This window comes from Oerskovia flava (assembly GCF_026163685.1).
GTDB classification, from domain to species: Bacteria; Actinomycetota; Actinomycetes; order Actinomycetales; family Cellulomonadaceae; genus Oerskovia_A; species Oerskovia_A flava.
Map to the genome: position 1 here is coordinate 141,368 of NZ_JAOXSR010000008.1, position 14,759 is coordinate 156,126.

Here is a 14,759-nt window from a genome sequence, read left to right on the forward strand (position 1 = left end):
CGCTACCTTGCGTCTATGACGAGCACGAGCCCGGGGACGCCGGCCGCCGACAGCACGCGCCCGCTCGCGCACGGCTCGGCGAGGCCGCCTCGGTGGTTCGCCCGCGGGCTCGTCATGGTCGTCGTCGCGGTGTTCGTCGGGATCTTCGCCTGGTACGCGATGGGCACCCTCCGGGGGCTGGCGGTGAACATCCTCATCGCGTTCTTCATCGCTCTCGCGCTCGAGCCGATCGTCGTGTGGCTCGTCCGGCACGGCTGGCGCCGGGGCGCGGCGGCAGGCATCTCCCTCATCGGCGGCGTCGTGGCCGTGATCGCCATGTTCGCGCTCTTCGGCAACCTGTTCGTGCAGCAGCTCATCGCGCTCATGCGGACCATCCCGACGCTCTACGAGTCGATCCAGACTGGTATCGCGACCCGGTTCGACATCGAGATCCCCGATTCCGACGACCTGCTGCGGCAGGGCCTGACCGAGTTCGGCGAGGACGTCGCGTCCGGCGCGCTGATCGTCGGCACCACGCTCCTGGGCGGGATCTTCGCCTTCCTCACGATCATGCTCGTGGCCTACTACCTCCTCGCCGCAGGGCCACGGTTCCGTGCCGCGATCTGCGCCCGGCTGACGCCGAACCGGCAGTCCGAGGTGCTGCGGATGTGGGAGATCACGCAGGTGAAGGTCTCGGACTTCATCAACTCACGCATCGTGCTCGCCGCGCTCTCGAGCGTTTTCACCTTCGTGTTCCTGCTGATCCTGCAGACGCCCTACGCCCTGCCGCTCGCGCTCTTCACCGGGGTCGTGTCCCAGTTCGTCCCCACCATCGGGACGTACATCGGCGGTGCGCTGCCGATCGTCGTCGCCCTGACGTCGCAGGGCCTCCCGCAGGGGCTGGCCGTCCTCATCTTCATCGTCGCCTACCAGCAGCTGGAGAACCTGTACTTCTCGCCGAAGATCTCCGCCCGTGCGCTCGAGATGAACCCGGCGGTCTCCTTCGTGGTGGTCCTCGCCTTCGGCGCGGTGTTCGGCGCGTTGGGAGCGTTCCTCGCACTGCCGATCGCGGCGACCATCCAGGCGATCGCCAACACCTATTTCCAACGGCACGAGCTCGTCGAGTCGCACATGCTCCACGATCCGGAGAACGACAACGACGACCCTCGTCGACGGTCGAACCGGAGAGCCGCTCGAGAGGCCGCGCGCACCGTCGACGAGCGCCACGCCGACGGGGTCGAGTAGAGGACCGAATCTGACCTCTACTGTCCCTAGTGTCGGAGACATGGACACCACGACCAGCGCCTCCGCCGCCGCGGCCTCCCTCGTCCCGACGACCGCCGTCCGGCCCTTCCGGCTCGAGATCCCCCAGGCGGCTCTCGACGACCTGCACGACCGCCTCGCCCGCACACGGTTCGCCCCGCCGCTGCCCGGCGACGGCTGGGAGACCGGCGTCCCGGTCGCGTACCAGCGCGAGCTCGTCACCTACTGGCTCGAGGAGTACGACTGGCGCGCCCAGGAAGCCGCGATCAACACGTACCCCCAGATCACCACGGAGATCGACGGCCTGCAGGTCCACGCCGTCCACGTCCGCTCGCGGCACGCCGGCGCACTCCCGCTGCTGCTCACCCACGGATGGCCGGGATCGTTCGTCGAGCTCCTCGACCTGATCGGCCCGCTCACCGATCCCGTCGCGCACGGCGGCGACGCCGCCGACGCGTTCCACGTCGTCATCCCCAGCCTGCCCGGCTTCGGCTTCTCCGGTCCCGTGCACAACGCCGGGTGGGACACCACCCGGACCGCGGCGGCCTGGGCGGAGCTCATGCGGCGCCTCGGCTACGACCGGTACGGCGTCCAGGGCGGTGACATCGGTGCGGCGGTGTCACCGGAGGTCGCGCGGGTGACCCGGACGGACGACGGCACCGGCGACGTCGTCGGCGTCCACCTCAACGGCAACGTCGGCACCCCGTTCCACGAGCTCGACGACGACGAGCGCGCGTCGCTCACCGACCTCGAGCGCGACAGGGTCGACCGCATCGGCCGCTTCGTCACCGAGGAGTTCGGCTACATCTCCATCCAGTCGACCCGGCCCGGGACGCTCGGGGCGGCGCTCGCCGACTCCCCCGTCGGCCAGCTCACCTGGATCGTCGACAAGCTGCGCGAGTGGACGCACCCCCGCGAGGCACTGCCCCACGAGGTCCTCGGCACCGACCGGCTCCTGACGAACGCGATGGTCTACTGGCTGAGCAACACCGGTGCGTCGTCGGCGTACGTCGGCTACGCCCAGGAGTCGGCGTGGGGTGAGGAGAAGACCCCGACGGACGTCCCGACGGCGGTCATCACGTTCGCGCACGACGTCGGCATCCGCCGCTACGCCGAGGGTGAGCACCACATCACGCGCTGGACCGACATCCCCGAGCGCGGCGGCCATTTCGCGGCGATGGAAGAGCCCGAGGCACTCACCGCAGACGTCCGCGAGTTCTTCGCCGACCTGCGCTGACCGCGAGTCGCCCGACGAGGAGCCGCCGCTCGGCGCATACGCTGCCGTCCGTGAACGATGCCGCGAACGAGTCCTGTCAGGACTGCACCGAGCCCGTCGGGGGAAGAGTCCTACAAGATCTGGCTGAGGTTGGCTACGAGTTCAACTCACTGGCTGATCTCCGGCGGTCAGGGCTTCGCTATCGAGAGGCGATTCCTGCGCTCCTCTCCGGTCTCGAGGTAGCGACCAGCCACAAGGACATGGAAGAGATCGTGAGGGCGCTGAGCGTGCCGTGGGCGAGGCCGGCCGCGACCGGTCCGCTCATTGCACGGTTCCGGCAGGTCGAGGACGAGAGCGGGTTGGGCTTGCGGTGGACGATCGGCAACGCTCTTGAGGTCCTCTGGGACGACTCCTTCTTCGACGACCTGGTGTCGCTGGCGCGTGATCAGCGCTTCGGCAGGGCTCGCGAGATGCTGGTCCTCGGCTTGGCGAAGTCCAAGCGTCCTGAGGTGGGTGCCGTCCTGGTTCATCTTCTGGACGACCCTACGGTCGACGGCCACGCGGTCAGTGCTCTGAGCGGGCTCTTCAGACGGATCAAGGTCCCCGCGGCTCGCGCGGGTCTTGAACGGATGCTGGGTGACGATCGTGCGTGGGTGCGCAAGAAGGCGCAACGGGCGTTGTCTGCGCTCGCGTGAGCCGTTCCCCGCGTCACGCGACACCATTCTCGCCCGGGCGATGCACCCCCTCGAGCAGGTAGATCGCGTCCTCGTCGTCGAGAAACTCTGTGACGGAGCGGCGCTCGCGCTGACGCACGAGGCGTCGGTCTCGGGACACCGGTAGGGGTGTCGGTGGAGGCAGGCGGTGGCACCGCAGTCGTGACAGGTCGCGACCACGGCGCCACCGGCGAGCAGGCTAGGCCTTGGCGGCGGCCAGTTCCGGGTAGACGGCTTCCAGAGGAGCGCTGAGTCCGGCCTTGGCCCGGACGGACGTCTCATCAGCGAGGACCTCGTGCTCCCCCGCCTCGGTGGCGTCGAGCACGCTGCGCACGAGGTCGGCAGGGTCGACCTTGGGATCGGTGGTTCCCGCGGCCATCGGGGTGTCGACCCACCCGACGTGCACGCCGACGACGTGCACCCCCGCCGGGGCGAGCTCGAGGCGCAGGGAGTTGGTCGCGGACCACAGGGCCGCCTTGGTCGCGCTGTAGATGCCGGCGACCGCGTACCAGCTCAGGGCCGAGTGGATGTCGATGATGGCTGCCCCGTCCTTCGCCGACAGGATCGGTGCGAACGCACGAGCCAGGAGGAGCGGTCCGACAAAGTTCGTCTCGACGCTCTGGCGGATCTCCTCGTCGGTGTGCGTGAGGATCCCGGGGCTGGAGGCCGACACGCCGGCGTTGTTGATGAGGACGGTCACGTCCGGCGCCGCCTCGACGGCCGCCTGGATCGAGACGGGGTCGGTGACGTCGAGGGCCAGGGGGACGACGCGCGGGTCGTCCCAGGTGCGAGGGTTGCGGGCCGTGGCGTAGACCTTCGCCGCGCCACGGGCGAGCGCGGCGTGCACGAACGTGGTGCCGATCCCGCCGTTGGCTCCGGTGACGAGGACGACTGCTCCGTCGAGTGACGGCATGAGGGGTTCCTGCTTTCGTGTGCGGTGGGGTGTCAGGGCGAAACGTGCGCCGCGCTAGTGACTGTGCTCATAACTGATCGCCGTCATAATCTATTCCAGGCCGCGAGGAGGACGCCGGCGTGGGTGATCGCAGCGACCCGTGCAGTGCCGCGGCTGCGGCACCGACGGACGCACACACAGGTGGCGGCAGCCAAGATCCGATCGCGCCCGTCCTGCTTCGCTCGCTCCTGGCGCGCGGTCACGTGGCATCGACGCCCCACACGCTCGCCTCTTGACTTTATTTCTGAGTAGCCTCATGATTGAGCCTGCTCGGCTCAATGGGATCGGACGAGACCAGGCCGTCGCCGCGCGGGACTTTCTCCGCCGCCAACGCACGCCGCGGCACCATCCGTCCTCAGCACAAGCCCGGGCCGAACACCACCAGACCACGAAGAAGGAGTCATCATGCGAGCGTTTGTCGTCAGCAAGTACAAGGAGCCGCTGCAGGAGGCGGACGTCCCCGAGCCAGTGGTCGGAGAGCACGACGTGCTCGTCCAGGTCCAGGCCGCCGGGCTCAACGTCGTGGACGAGAAGATCCGGCAGGGGTCGTACAAGACGTTGCTCCGGTACGAGCTGCCGCAGGTCATGGGCAGCGACGTCGCCGGAACGGTGATCGGCGTCGGTGCGAAGGTGCGGGAGCTCGCCCTCGGCGACCAGGTGTACGCCCAGCCCCGCCTCGACCGCATCGACCGCATCGGAACCTTCGCCGAGCGCATCGCCGTACCCGAGGCCGAGGTGGCCCTCAAGCCCGCGTCGATCAGCCTGGAAGAGGCGGGCTCTCTGCCGCTTGTGGCCCTGACCGCGTGGCAGGCGCTCGTCGAGAGGGGCAACGTGCAGCCGGGGCAGCGGGTCCTGATCCACGCCGGCGCCGGTGGCGTCGGGACCATCGCGATCCAGCTCGCCAAGCACCTCGGCGCCACGGTCGCCACCACGGCCAGCGCCGGCAACGCCGACTTCGTCCGGGAGCTGGGTGCCGACAGCGTCATCGACTACCGCAACCAGGACTTCGAGCAGCTCCTGGACGGGTACGACCTGGTGCTGGACAGCGTCGGCGGGGAGACCCTCGAGAAGTCCCTCCGGGTGCTGCGTCCCGGCGGCAAGGTGATCGGGATCGTCGGGCCGCCCGACCCCGCATTCGCCCGGGAGAAGGGCCTGAACCCGGTGATGCGCCTCGCCATGGCTGCGCTCAGCGGAAAGATCCGCCGGCAGGCGAGGAGGCTCGGGGTGACCTACGAGTTTCTCTTTGTGCACGCCAGCGGCGAGCAGCTCCGCCAGATCACGGCCCTCGTGGACGAGGGCGTGCTGCGCCCCGTCGTCGGGCGGGTCTTCGCCTTCGACGAGACGGTGCAGGCCGTGCAGTCGCTCGGCAAGGGCGGCGTCCGCGGCAAGTCCGTCATCACCGGGGCCTGAAGGCCCTCCTCACCCGTCGAACGACCAGGAAGCAGGAGACATCATGAGCACCGCCAGCACGTCGAACCAACCCGTCGTCACCTCGTACGCGCACGCCCCGACCCGCACCATCACCGCCGGCGGCGTCACCTACGCCTACAGGGAGCTCGGCCCGAAGGGTGGGATCCCCGTAGTGTTCTTCGTGCACCTCGCCGCGACGCTGGACAACTGGGACCCCCGGATCGTGGACCCCATCGCGCAGAACCGCCACGTCATCACCTTCGACAACCGAGGCGTCGGCGCCTCCACCGGCAGCGTCCCCGACGACGTCGAGGCCATGGCCGACGACGCCTACACGTTCATCAAGGCCCTCGGCTTCGACACGATCGACATCTTCTCCTTCTCCCTGGGCGGCATGATCGCGCAAGACCTCGTGGTCAAGCACCCCGACCTGGTCCGCAAGCTCGTCCTGACCGGCACCGGACCCCGGGGCGGCAAGGACATCGACAAGATCGTCGCCACCACCTACTACGACGTCCTGCGCGCGACCCTGACCCGGAAGGACCCGAAGGAGCTCCTGTTCTTCCACCGGAACGCCACCGGCAAGCCCGCCGCCCGCGCGTTCATCGACCGCCTCAAGGAGCGCACGGTCGACCGCGACAAGGACATCTCGATGAAGGGGTTCCGGACCCAGCTCAAGGCGATCCAGAGGTACGGGCGCTCGGCCCCGTCCGACCTGTCGACGCTCACGCAACCCACCCTGATCGCCAACGGCGACAACGACCGGATGGTGCCCACGGTCCTCTCCGAGGACCTGCACCGGCGCATCAAGGGCTCCGAGCTGGTCATCTACCCCGACTCCGGGCACGGCGGCATCTTCCAGTTCCACCAGAAGTTCGCCCCCGTCGCCGCCGAGTTCCTCGGCCGCTGACCGCACCGACCGACCGGAGGCTGGGGCATGGCTGCGACACGGCACCCGACGAAGAAGGCGTTCGCCTCTTCGACAGTGCTGCCTCCGGCGACGGAACGCGGTCCGCACCGGCGCCTCTCCGGGACGCCCCTGGTCGCCGTGGAAGAATGAGCGCCGGCACATCCGAGCCCGCTCAGCAACGAAGGAGGGCAGCCATGCCACTCACCTCCCAGCCGGTCGGACGGCGCGAGCGGAACAAGCAGGCCAAGCTGGAACGGATCGTGGCCGCCGCGAGCGAGCTGTTCGCCGAGCGCGGCGTCGACGAGGTCACCACCCAGGAGATCGCCGAGAAGGCCGACATCGGTGCGGGCACGCTGTTCCTGTACGCCAGGACGAAGGGCGAGCTCCTGCTGCTCGTCCAGAACTCCTTCTACGCCGAAGCGCTCGAGCAGGGCTGGTCAGCGGCCGAGGGCTTCACCGACACGCTCGACGCGGTGATGGCGATCGTCCGCCCGGTCGTGGAGTGCAACCGCAAGCAGGTCGACAACGGGCGGACCTACCTGCGGGAGATCGTCTTCGGCGACCCTGCCGAACCCCATCACCGCGACGCCCTCGCCCTCACCGTGCAGACCGAGGAAGCGATCGCCGCCGTCCTGCTGCGCGACGAGCGCACCAGCCCGAAGGACGCCGCGGTCCGGGCACACATCGTCTCCGCCATCATGTTCATCAGCATGGCCGCGACCATCAACGCCGCCCACCCGGTCGACGACGTCGTCCGGGAGATCCGGGACCAGGTGCAGGTACTCCTCCCCGAGTGACGCCACGTCACGGGGTGCGGCGTGGGGACGGAGTGCCGACGTGCCGCTCGAGCAAGCGTGCTGCCAGCTCGTCTCCTCGCTCCTTCGCCGAGCGCCAGTGCTCCTGCGCGGCGACGGCATCACCCCGGGCGTGCAGGATCGTGCCCAGGTAGGTGAGGGCGTGCAGATCACCCTCGCGAGCGGCCGGTCCGAGGACTCGGACGGCGTCGTCGGTCCTCCCCGCCTCGTCATAGAAGTTTGCCAGCGTCACCGCGACGCCGTGCTCCCCCCGGGCGATGAACCCCTCGAGCAGCTGGATCGCGGCGTCGTCGTCGAGCTCGCCGCTCAGCGCGTAGTCGACAGCGGACTCCCAGCTCTCCCCCGCAGAGCCACGAAGCTCGGACAACGCGCCCTCGTCGTCGCCGAGCTCGCGAAGCACTCGCGCCAGTCGCATGCTCGCACCAGGGAGGCTCTTGGCCCGGGAGTGGAACTCTCGTGCCTCCGCGAGCTCTCCGGAATCCTCGAGTGCCTGGGCGAGCATCAGAGCTCCCTTCGGATCGCCCACCTCCGCGGCCTGACGAAAGCACCGCAGTGCGCTCTCCGTCGCGCCCGTGTCGAGGTGCAAGAGGCCCAGGTTGTACGGCGCCTCCGCGACACCGGCACGGATCGCCGCTTCGTAGAACGGGATCGCGGCGGCCGTGTGCCCGAGGGCGGTCAGGTCGTTCGCGAGGTCGAAGCAGAGATCGGGATCGATGGAGACGAGCGCGTCAAGGTCCTCACGGAGTGCGGACTGCGTCGCGTCCGGGCGGCCTTCGGCCATCACGTTGCCTCTCCTCGTGCGGTCCCGTACACCGGCGGCCAACGGGTCGCAGCGGGAATCTAGCGCTGACAAATCTCCGGCGGCAAGGACTGCGCGACCTGCCGCCCCGATGCCACGTCCTACGATGAGGAGGACCACAGCGGCTGAGCGGGAGGCGTCACAGATGGCTAGGCACGCGGCCCGCCCGGTCGTCGTCGGGCTCACGGGCGCGCAGGCCGAGTCGGTGCTGGGCGCGGCCCTGGACCTCGCTGCGGACCTGCGGACCTCGCTCGTCGCCGTCTGGGTCGACGAGGGCCGCGTGCGGCTCCCGCCCGACGCACAGGGAGTGGTCGTCACCGTGCCCGTCGACCCGGACGCGGGCGACCCCGGCACCACCGCTCCCGCCGTCCTCGCCGACGCCGCGGCCCGGGGCGCCGCCGCGGGTGTCACGGTCAGCACGGTGGTCGGTGCAGGCGCCCCCGCCGCGGAGCTCGCCCGCGTGGCGGAGGAGGCGGACGCACGGCTCGTGGTCATCGGGGCGCGCCGGACCGGCATGACGGGGTGGATGCACCACCTCGTCGGGGGCACGGTCGCCGGTCACCTCGCCCACGACCAGGCGAGGCCGGTCGTCGTCGTCCCGCAGGACGCCGCGTCCGCGCCGGAGGGGGCGTGACGGCGCGGAACCGCCCCGCGCACCTGGACCTCTCGCTGGTCGCGCTCGTGGCGCTCGGCGGGGCGCTGGGCTCGGCCGCGCGGTTCGGTCTCACCGAGGTGTGGGCGCCGGTCGGCGGACTGCCGGTCGCGACGCTCACCGCGAACGTCGCCGGGGCGTTCCTGCTCGGTGCGCTGCTCGAGACGCTCGCGCGGCGCGGCGCGGAGACGCCGCGGGCGCGGCGCGTCCGCCTCGGGCTCGGGACGGGTGTACTCGGCGGCTTCACGACGTTCAGCAGCCTCGCCCTGGAGGCCGAACGCCTCCTCGCCGGTTCCCAGGTGCTGCTCAGCCTCGGGTACGCGGTCGGTTCGCTCGTCCTCGGGCTCGCCGCCTGCCTGGGCGGCATCCTGCTCGCCCGGCGGGTCGGTCTGCGGATCGTGGCGCGCACCGCAGGGACACGGGAGCCGACGACGTGACGTTCCTCCTCGTGGCCCTCGCCGGAGGTCTCGGTGCCGCCGCCCGCTTCGTGGTCGACGGCCTCGTGCGCGCGCGGCGCCGGACCGCGTTCCCGTTCGGCACCGTGCTCGTCAACATCACGGGGTCGCTGCTGATCGGCATCGTCACCGGGGCCTTCCTGCTGCTGGGGGACGGCCCGGGCGGCGGCCCGGGATCGGGCGTCGAGACGTGGCGGCTGGTGCTGGCGACCGGGTTCTGCGGCGGGTACACGACCTTCTCCACGGCGATGGTCGAGACGGTGCGCCTCGCCGAGTCCGACCGGGTTCGGCTCGCGGTCGCCAACGCGCTCGGCACGCTGGTCCTCACCGTCGCGGCCGTCGCGGCCGGGATCGGCCTGGTCGCGCTCGTCGCCTGAGCCACTGCGAGACCTCCGGGAGCCGCAGCGCACCCCCCAGCGTCCCGGTGAGACCGCCCGGGAGGTCGGGACGCCTGCCCCTGGAGCCCGGGCGCGGCCCCGCACGACTCTTCGTCGGTCAGCTCCACGCGCCCGCTCGGGCGCCCCGACCGAAGGACATGTCATGACGAACGACCTCGCGCCCGACGGCGCCGCCACCGACACCCCGTCCCGCGCGCAGCGCCCCGCCGCGCGCCCCACGACCAGCACATCAGCAACCGCGCCGCGGACCCGTCGCGCCTGGGCCTGGACCGGCGTCGCCGGTGGTGTGCTCGGGCTCGTGTCCGTGCTGTCGTCGATGATGCTCGGCATGAACTGGGAGGCGACGGCGGGCGACCCCGACGCGATCGTCGCCGACCTCGGCACCCGGCTCGGCACGCTCCTGATCTTCCACACGGCCACCGCGGCCGCGGCCGTCCTCGTGCTGGTCTACGGCGCGGGCCTGAGCCGCCGGCTCGGCGTGCAGGCGCCCGCCGGGTCGTTGCTGCCGACCGTCGCCGGCTGGGGACTGGTGCTCGTCTCCGTCGCGGGCCTGCTCGGCTCCGGGCTCGACACCCAGTTCATGTTCGCCTTCGCCGACCCCGAGTTCATCGTCCCGGAGTCCGGGGCGTTCTACTCCGAGTGGGTCGCGACGATCCCCTGGTTGTGGCTCGGTGCGGGCGTGAGCGCGGCCGCCCTGGCCGTCGCCGCGCTGCGGCACGCCGCCGCACCGCGCTGGATCGGGGTCGTGAGCGTCGTCGTCGGCGGCATCACCCTCGTCGCCGGGCTGTCGCCCCTGCAGTACCTCGCAGGCTTCACCGGGCCGGTCTGGCTCGCGATCACCGCGCTGGGCTTCGCGCTCGGCGACCGACGCTGAGCGGGCGCCTGGTCGCGGGTGAGGTTCGTGCCGCCCCCTGGCCCGGGGGCGGCACCGAGCCCTACCGTGACCTCGTGACGTGGTCATCGGCCCGGGGTGGGCTCCCACGGACGGCGACGGCGGTGGCCGCCGCCGGGTGGACGCTCGCCGTCACGGCGCTGGTCCTGCAGGCGGTGTCCGGCGTACCGGTGTGGCTGGGCGACCTGCTCTTCATCGTCGTCGACGCCGTGGTCGCCGCCGTGTACTCCACGGTCGCGGCCGTGATCCTGCGCCGACGGCCCCACGTCGTCGGGTGGCTCACCGCGCTCGCCGGCATCGGCGCGGGTCTCGCCGCGCTCGGCGGCGCGTGGCGCAGCCTCGTCGGCGCCTACCCCGGGCTCCCGGAGCTCGCGACGCTCCAGGCCGCCTACGGGGTCGCGTGGATCCCGGGCACGGTCGGCCTGTTCGTGCTGGTGCCCTGGTTCGTGCGCGACACCCCGCTGACCCCCTGGGCGTGGTGCGGCGTCGCCGGCGGCGTGGTGGCGATCGCGGCCTTCCTCTTCGCCCGGCCCGACGACCCGCGCGCCGCGATCGTGGGCGTCACGGTCATGGGTCTGGTCACGGCGGCGGCGACGTGGTGGCGCCACCAGCACGGCCCGCCCGACGAGCGGCGCGGGCTCGGCCTGCTCGCCGCCGGTACGGCGATCATGGCGCTGTCGTTCCTGCCGCTGCTCGCGACGTGGGCGGCGCCGGACGCCGTCGTCGTCCTGCCGCTCGTGCACCTCGCGTGCCAGGCGCTCTACCCCACCGCGATCCTCGTCTCGGTGCTCCGCAACCGGCTCTGGGGCATCGACCTCGCCCTCTCGCGCGCCACGATCGCGGCCATGCTGACGCTCGGCCTGGTCGTCGTGTACGCCGCGCTCGTCGCGGCGGCGACGGCCCTCGTCGGCAACCGGCCCGCCGCGCAGGTCGTGGCCGCGATCGGCGTCGCGCTCGCCGTGCACCCGTTGCGCTCGTGGCTGCAGGGCCGGGTCCGCACCCTGGTCCACGGCGACGCGCACGACGCCGGACACGTCGCCCTGCGGCTCGGCCAGCACCTGTCCACCGCCTCGACCTCCCGCGAGCTGCTCACCGGCCTGTCCGCCGCGATCCGCGAGGCGCTGCGCCTCGAGTCGGTGCTGCTGGAGTCCGCTCCCGCCGGGGTCGGGCACGCGGGCCCGGGTGAACCGGTCGCCGGGACCGGCTGGGCGCCGTCGGGCGACCGGTCCCTGACGCTGCCGGTCACGCACGCCGGCGTCGCGGTCGGCCGCGTGACCGTGACGCCGCGTGCGGGCGAGCGGCTCGACCGACGCTCGCGCGACGCGCTCGAACAGCTCGGGCCCGTCGTGGCCGTCGGCCTCGCGCTCGCGCAGGGTGCGCGTGACCTGGAGCTCGCGCGCGAGGCCACGACGCGGGCACGGCTCGCCGAGCGGCAGGTCATCCGGCGCGAGCTGCACGACGGGATGGGCCCCTGGCTCAGCGGCCTGCGGCTCGGGCTGCACGCCGCGCGCACGACCCTGACGACGGACCCCCGGGCCGCGGCCGAGGTGCTCACCGCCCTGCAGGGCGAGGTCGAGCAACGGGTCGAGGACGTCCGGGCGCTGTCCCGCTCGCTCCTGCCGCCCGTCCTCGACGAGCTCGGGCTCGACGCGGCGCTGCGGGAGCTCGCGGACCGGCACGCGCAGAGCGGCTTCACGCTCGACGTGCGCTGCGCCCCGTGCCCCGGTCTCGACGCCCGCGTCGCGGCGGCCGCCTACGCGATCGCGAGCGAGGCCGCGCTCAACGCCGTCCGGCACGCCGGGACCGACACCTGCCGCGTGACGGTCGAGGCCCGGTCCCCGGACCCGGGGGCACCGCGCGCGGGCACCGGGTGGCTCGTCGTGACGTGCGACGACGCGGGGTCGGGCATCGACCCGGGCGCGACCACCGGCGTCGGGACGCGGTCCATGCGCGAGCGTGCGCACGAGCTCGGCGGCACGCTCGAGATCTCGCCGCTCGAGCCCGGCACACGCGTGCGCGCCACGCTGCCCCTGCGCCGCGCGGTCGAGACCGACCGCGCGGCCGACCACACCCCGGACGACCTGACTCCGGACGGCCGGACGCTCACGGAGGACGTCGCATGATCTCGGTGCTGCTCGTCGACGACCACCCCGTCTTCCGGATCGGGATGGCCGCGCTGCTCAGCTCGCTCGACGGTATCGAGGTCGTGGCGCAGGCCGCGAGCGCCGCCGAGGCCCGCGCCGTGCTCGCGGACGCCGGGGAGGTCGACGTCGTGCTCATGGACCTCGACCTGGGGGACGGGTCGGGCGTGGAGGTGACGCGGGACCTGATCCGTGCGCGGTCGGACGCGAAGGTCCTGGTGGTGACGATGCACGAGGACGACGACGCCGTGGTGGCGTCGGTGCGGGCGGGTGCCCGCGGGTACCTCGTGAAGTCGGCGCCCCCGCAGGAGGTCGAGCGCGCGGTGCGGGCGGTGGCCGACGGCGCGATGATCCTCTCCCCGGCCGTCGCCGATCGTGCGATGAACTACGTGCTCGGCGGGCGGTCGACGACGCGGGTGCCGTTCCCGGAGCTCACGGACCGCGAGCGCGAGGTGCTGGACCTCGTGGCGCGCGGGTACGACAACCAGGTGATCTCGCGGCGGCTCGTGCTGAGCCCGAAGACGGTGCGCAACCACGTCGCGAACGTCCTGGCGAAGCTCGCGGTCCCGGACCGGTCGGCGGCGATCGTCCGGGCGCGCGAGCAGGGCCTGGGCGGCGCCGACGCGCCCGCCTGAGCAGGGTCAGTCGGCCTGGACGACGGAGAGCACGTTGCCGGCGGGGTCGGTGAACCACGCGATGAGCGGCCCGCCGCCGCGGAACACGCCGTCCGCGTCGGTCGCCATGGGTGTGCCCTCGTACGTCTCGAACGTCACGCCGCGCTCGCGCAGGGCGGCCACGGTGCCGGGCACGTCGTCCACCGGGAAGTTCAGGACGGTGAAGGTCGCCGGTTGGTGCGCGTCCCCCTTGGGGTACAGCAGGACGCCGGAGTCGCCGGGCACCTCGATCCACAGCATGTCGTCGCCGGAGACCGGCAGGCCGAGCACGTCGCGGTAGAAGGTGCGGGCGGCCTCGACGTCGTCCACGGAGAACCCGCTGAACAGCTTCTCGAGCATGATGACCTCCTGGCTGGACCGCCGGCCCGGCGCCGGCAGCGGCTCCTCTACCGACCGGCCGGGGCGGCCGAACTCATCGGTCCGCCCGGCGCGCCGCCTGTCCGAGGATGCCGCTACGTTGGGTGGCGCCACCACGACAGGAGACGACCATGAGCGACGCCAGCACGGACCCAGCCTCGGCGAGCACGGCGGGTGCCGCACCGCCGTCGGGCGCTGCACCTCTCCTGCTGCTCGACACGGCCTCCCTGTACTTCCGGGCCTTCTTCGGGGTGCCGGACTCGGTCAAGGCGCCCGACGGGACGCCCGTCAACGCAGTCCGCGGGCTCGTCGACATGATCGCGACCCTCGTCGCGGACCGCCGACCGGCCCGGCTCGTCGCGTGCTGGGACGACGACTGGCGTCCGGCGTTCCGCGTCGAGGCGATCGGGTCGTACAAGGCACACCGGGTCGCCGAGGAGGTGCCCGGCACGACGGGCCGCGAGGAGGTCCCGGAGAAGCTCCTCGCCCAGGTGCCCGTCATCGTCGAGGTGCTCGCCGCCGTCGGGATCGCGCGCGTCGGCTGCCCCGGCTACGAGGCCGACGACGTCATCGGCACGCTCGCCGCCCGCGAGGTCGCGGCCGGGACGGCGCCGGTCGAGATCGTCACGGGCGACCGGGACCTGTTCCAGCTCGTCGACGACGCCGCGCACGTCCGCGTGCTGTACCCGACCAAGGGCGTCAAGGACCTCGACGTGATCGACCAGGCGCGGCTCGCCGAGAAGTACGGCGTGCCCACCGGCCAGGCGTACGCGGACATGGCGGTGCTGCGCGGCGACCCGAGCGACGGCCTGCCCGGCGTGCGGGGCATCGGGGAGAAGACGGCGGTGGCGCTGCTCGACCGCTACGGCGACCTCGCCGGGGTGCTCGCCGCCCGCGACTCCGGCGACCGCGGCCTGACCGCCACCCAGCGCACCCGCCTCACCGAGGCGTCGGACTACCTCGACGTGGCGCCCACCGTCGTGCACGTGGTGCGCGACGCACCGCTCGGCGAGGTGGCCGACGTCGTCCCGTCCGTCCCGACAGACCCGGTCGCCCTCGACGCCCTCGCGGAGCGCTGGGGACTGCGCTCGAGCGTCGACCGGTTGCTCACCGCGCTCAGCGGCCTACGCTGA

At 72.2% G+C, this 14,759-nt stretch carries 16 protein-coding genes; 13 read left to right on the forward strand and 3 right to left on the reverse strand.

Annotation, left to right across the window (positions count from 1 at the left end):
• Positions 1-15: 15 nt before the first annotated feature.
• From OHL10_RS13790 to OHL10_RS13800, 3 genes are read left to right on the forward strand one after another with little or no spacing between them, the layout of a single operon-like run.
• Positions 16-1,224 carry an AI-2E family transporter gene (locus tag OHL10_RS13790; RefSeq protein ID WP_265522803.1) on the forward strand — a complete coding sequence of 403 codons (1,209 nt, stop codon included), beginning with the start codon at positions 16-18 and terminating at the stop codon, positions 1,222-1,224.
• Between the two features lie 40 nt (positions 1,225-1,264).
• A complete protein-coding gene (locus tag OHL10_RS13795; protein WP_265522804.1) occupies positions 1,265-2,479 on the forward strand; it encodes an epoxide hydrolase family protein in 1,215 nt (404 codons plus the stop codon).
• A 50-nt stretch (positions 2,480-2,529) separates the two neighbouring features.
• Complete coding sequence (locus OHL10_RS13800; protein ID WP_265522805.1) at positions 2,530-3,153, forward strand: HEAT repeat domain-containing protein; 624 nt, start codon at positions 2,530-2,532, stop codon at positions 3,151-3,153.
• 217 nt (positions 3,154-3,370) lie between these two features.
• Here OHL10_RS13800 and OHL10_RS13805 read toward each other — a convergent pair whose 3' ends face one another.
• On the reverse strand, positions 3,371-4,084 hold the full coding sequence (locus OHL10_RS13805; RefSeq protein ID WP_265522806.1) for an SDR family oxidoreductase: 714 nt from the start codon (positions 4,082-4,084) through the stop codon (positions 3,371-3,373).
• A 444-nt stretch (positions 4,085-4,528) separates the two neighbouring features.
• Here OHL10_RS13805 and OHL10_RS13810 point away from each other — a divergent pair, with 444 nt between their 5' ends.
• The 3 genes from OHL10_RS13810 (at position 4,529) to OHL10_RS13820 (ending at position 7,240) form a co-directional block, all read left to right on the forward strand.
• Positions 4,529-5,533: an NADP-dependent oxidoreductase gene (locus tag OHL10_RS13810; RefSeq protein WP_265522807.1), complete on the forward strand. Its 1,005-nt coding sequence runs from the start codon at positions 4,529-4,531 to the stop codon at positions 5,531-5,533.
• A gap of 43 nt (positions 5,534-5,576) precedes the next feature.
• Complete coding sequence (locus OHL10_RS13815; RefSeq protein WP_265522808.1) at positions 5,577-6,443, forward strand: alpha/beta fold hydrolase; 867 nt, start codon at positions 5,577-5,579, stop codon at positions 6,441-6,443.
• A 194-nt stretch (positions 6,444-6,637) separates the two neighbouring features.
• Positions 6,638-7,240, forward strand: coding sequence for a TetR/AcrR family transcriptional regulator (locus OHL10_RS13820; RefSeq protein WP_265522809.1), 603 nt, complete (start codon positions 6,638-6,640; stop codon positions 7,238-7,240).
• Positions 7,241-7,247: 7 nt separating this feature from the next.
• Here the strand turns inward: OHL10_RS13820 and OHL10_RS13825 are convergent, their stop codons facing one another.
• On the reverse strand, positions 7,248-8,039 hold the full coding sequence (locus OHL10_RS13825; RefSeq protein WP_265522810.1) for a tetratricopeptide repeat protein: 792 nt from the start codon (positions 8,037-8,039) through the stop codon (positions 7,248-7,250).
• A gap of 163 nt (positions 8,040-8,202) precedes the next feature.
• On the opposite strand from OHL10_RS13825, the gene OHL10_RS13830 reads away from it, so the two are divergent.
• The 6 genes from OHL10_RS13830 to OHL10_RS13855 all read left to right on the forward strand — a co-directional run bounded on the left by OHL10_RS13830 (position 8,203) and on the right by OHL10_RS13855 (position 13,230).
• On the forward strand, positions 8,203-8,691 hold the full coding sequence (locus OHL10_RS13830) for a universal stress protein (protein WP_265522811.1): 489 nt from the start codon (positions 8,203-8,205) through the stop codon (positions 8,689-8,691).
• Positions 8,688-9,146: a fluoride efflux transporter FluC gene (locus tag OHL10_RS13835; RefSeq protein WP_265522812.1), complete on the forward strand. Its 459-nt coding sequence runs from the start codon at positions 8,688-8,690 to the stop codon at positions 9,144-9,146. Before OHL10_RS13830 ends, OHL10_RS13835 begins: the two co-directional genes overlap by 4 nt.
• On the forward strand, positions 9,143-9,541 hold the full coding sequence (locus OHL10_RS13840) for a fluoride efflux transporter FluC (RefSeq protein WP_265522813.1): 399 nt from the start codon (positions 9,143-9,145) through the stop codon (positions 9,539-9,541). Before OHL10_RS13835 ends, OHL10_RS13840 begins: the two co-directional genes overlap by 4 nt.
• A gap of 163 nt (positions 9,542-9,704) precedes the next feature.
• Complete coding sequence (locus OHL10_RS13845) at positions 9,705-10,436, forward strand: hypothetical protein (protein WP_265522814.1); 732 nt, start codon at positions 9,705-9,707, stop codon at positions 10,434-10,436.
• Positions 10,437-10,510: 74 nt separating this feature from the next.
• Positions 10,511-12,577, forward strand: coding sequence for a sensor histidine kinase (locus tag OHL10_RS13850; protein ID WP_265522815.1), 2,067 nt, complete (start codon positions 10,511-10,513; stop codon positions 12,575-12,577).
• Positions 12,574-13,230, forward strand: a complete 657-nt coding sequence (locus OHL10_RS13855; RefSeq protein WP_265522816.1) for a response regulator — start codon at positions 12,574-12,576, stop codon at positions 13,228-13,230. The genes OHL10_RS13850 and OHL10_RS13855 overlap by 4 nt, the downstream gene beginning before the upstream one ends.
• Before the next feature lie 6 nt (positions 13,231-13,236).
• Here OHL10_RS13855 and OHL10_RS13860 read toward each other — a convergent pair whose 3' ends face one another.
• Positions 13,237-13,608 (reverse strand): VOC family protein, encoded by a 372-nt coding sequence (locus tag OHL10_RS13860; RefSeq protein WP_265522817.1) that lies wholly within the window; start codon positions 13,606-13,608, stop codon positions 13,237-13,239.
• 149 nt (positions 13,609-13,757) lie between these two features.
• Here OHL10_RS13860 and OHL10_RS13865 point away from each other — a divergent pair, with 149 nt between their 5' ends.
• Complete coding sequence (locus OHL10_RS13865; RefSeq protein WP_265522818.1) at positions 13,758-14,759, forward strand: 5'-3' exonuclease; 1,002 nt, start codon at positions 13,758-13,760, stop codon at positions 14,757-14,759.